The 2,111-nt window shown below is 74.7% G+C and carries 2 protein-coding genes; one reads left to right on the top strand and one right to left on the bottom strand.

What is annotated here, in order from left to right:
• Positions 1-880: YhgE/Pip family protein (locus GTW08_RS07630; RefSeq protein WP_161151663.1), on the top strand; the 880-nt coding region annotated here is incomplete at its 5' end.
• 7 nt (positions 881-887) lie between these two features.
• Here the strand turns inward: GTW08_RS07630 and GTW08_RS07625 are convergent.
• A complete protein-coding gene (locus tag GTW08_RS07625; RefSeq protein ID WP_202416648.1) occupies positions 888-2,006 on the bottom strand; it encodes an aminotransferase class I/II-fold pyridoxal phosphate-dependent enzyme in 1,119 nt (372 codons plus the stop codon).
• Positions 2,007-2,111: the final 105 nt, after the last annotated feature.

Below are 2,111 nucleotides of genomic sequence, written 5' to 3'. Positions count from 1 at the left end.
GTCCACCGGCGCCACCGCGCTGCGGACCGGGGCCGACCGGCTCGTCGCCGGGGAGCGCACCGCGGTCGACGGGACCGACCGGCTCGCCGACGGGGCGCGCCGGCTCGACTCGGGCACCGGTGAGCTCGCCACCGGCGCGACGCGGCTGCACGACGGCCTGGCCTCGGGCCTGGACGACATCCCGAACCCGGCCCCGGGCGTCCGGGAGGCCACCGCCGCGAACATCGGCGACCCCGTCGCCACCCGCGACGTCGCCTACTCCCAGGCCGACACCTACGGCGCCGGGCTGGCCCCGTTCTTCATGGCACTTGCCACCTGGATCGGCGGCTACGTGCTGTTCCTGCTGGTCCAGCCCCTGTCCCGACGGGCGATCGCGGCCGGGCAGAGCCCGCTGCGGATCGCGCTGGGCGGCTGGATCCCGGCCGGCCTGCTGGGAGTCGTGCAGGTCACCGGCATGTACGCGGTGGTGTCGCTGCTGCTGGGGATCACCCCGGTGCACCCGTTCGCGACGCTGGCGCTGCTGTGGCTGACCTCGATGACGTTCACCGCGATCGTGCACGCCCTCAACGCCCTGCTCGGCGCGGTCGGGCAGTTCCTCGGGCTCGTCCTGATGGTGCTGCAGCTCGTCTCGGCGGGCGGAACGTTCCCGTGGCAGACCATCCCCGGGCCGCTCTACCCGGTGCACCACGTGATGCCGATGGGCTACGCCGTCGACGCACTGCGCCACCTGATGTACGGCGGTGAGCTGGCGGGTGTCCTCGGGACGGCGGTCCCGGTGCTGCTGGTCTGGTTCGCCGGGGCGCTGGCGCTGGCGACGTTCGCGGCATACCGCAAGCGGGTGTGGACGGCGACGGCGGTGAAGCCCGAGCTGGTGCTCTGAGGCCGGCTCAGACCCAGGCCCGCAGCCGCTCCAGCGCCTCGGTGATGCCCTCGGGCGTCCCGGCGCCGGAAAAGCGGATGTAGGCGCCGCCGTCGACCGGGTCGAAGTCCTGCCCCGGTGCGACGGCGATGCCGGTGTCGGCGAGCAGCCGGTAGGTCAGGGCCATCGAGTCCTCGCCCTCGCGCAGCAGGTGCGCGATGTCGGCGTAGACGTAGAACGCGCCGTCGGCGGGGGCGAGCCGGGTGATCCCGAGCCCGCGCAGGCCGTCGAGCAGCAGGTCCCGGTTACGGCCGTAGCGCACGACGTGGGAGTCGGCCTCGGCGTAGCTCGCCTCGTCGAACGCGGCGAGCGCCGCGTGCTGGGGCAGCGCGGGCGGGCAGACGGTGAAGTTGCCGGCCAGCCCCTCCACGGTGCGGCGCAGCCGCGGCGGGCACACCAGCCAGCCGAGGCGCCAGCCGGTCATCGAGAAGTACTTCGAGAACGAGTTGACCAGCACGGCCTCCCGCGAGGTCTCCCAGGCGCTGCTCGTCGCGGGGCTGCCCGGGAACGTGATGCCGTGGTAGATCTCGTCGCTGACGAGCTGGATGCCACGCTCCTCGCAGTACGACGCGAGCGCCGCCAGCTCGGCGGGGTCGAGGACGGTTCCGGTGGGGTTCGCCGGGCTGGCCACGATCAGGCCCTTCACCGGCTCGTCGAGCGCCTCCAGCATCTCCACGGTGGGCTGGAACCGGGTCGCCGGCCCGCACGGCAGCTCGACGACCTCGCAGCCCAGCGCGGCGAGGATGTTGCGGTAGCAGGGGTAGCCGGGGCGGGCCATGGCGACGCGGTCACCCGCGTCGAACGCGGCGAGGAAGGCCAGCAGGAACCCGCCGGAGGACCCGGTGGTGAGCACGACGTCGCCCGGGTCGACCTCCAGCTCCCGGGTGCGCCGGTAGTGCCCGGCGACGGCCTCGCGCAGCTCCGCGATGCCGGGGGCGACGGTGTAACCGAGCACCTCCGACTGCACCGCGGCGACGGCGGCCGCGCGCACGGGTTCCGGCGCCGGGGTCGACGGCTGCCCGGCCGAGAGGTTGATCAGGTCGCCGTGGGTGCGGGCCCGTTCGGCGGCGGCCGCCCAGACGTCCATGACGTGGAACGGGGCGACGGCGGCACGGGCGGCGACGGTCAGGCGGGTCACGCCGCCGAGCCTAGGCGGCGGCCCGGCACGGGACCGGACCGCGCGCCCGGGCGG

Source organism: Pseudonocardia sp. SID8383, from assembly GCF_009864975.1.
In the GTDB taxonomy this organism is placed as follows: domain Bacteria; phylum Actinomycetota; class Actinomycetes; order Mycobacteriales; family Pseudonocardiaceae; genus Pseudonocardia; species Pseudonocardia alni.
Note: the sequence above shows the minus strand (reverse complement) of the source record. Positions and strands in the feature narration are given on the sequence as shown.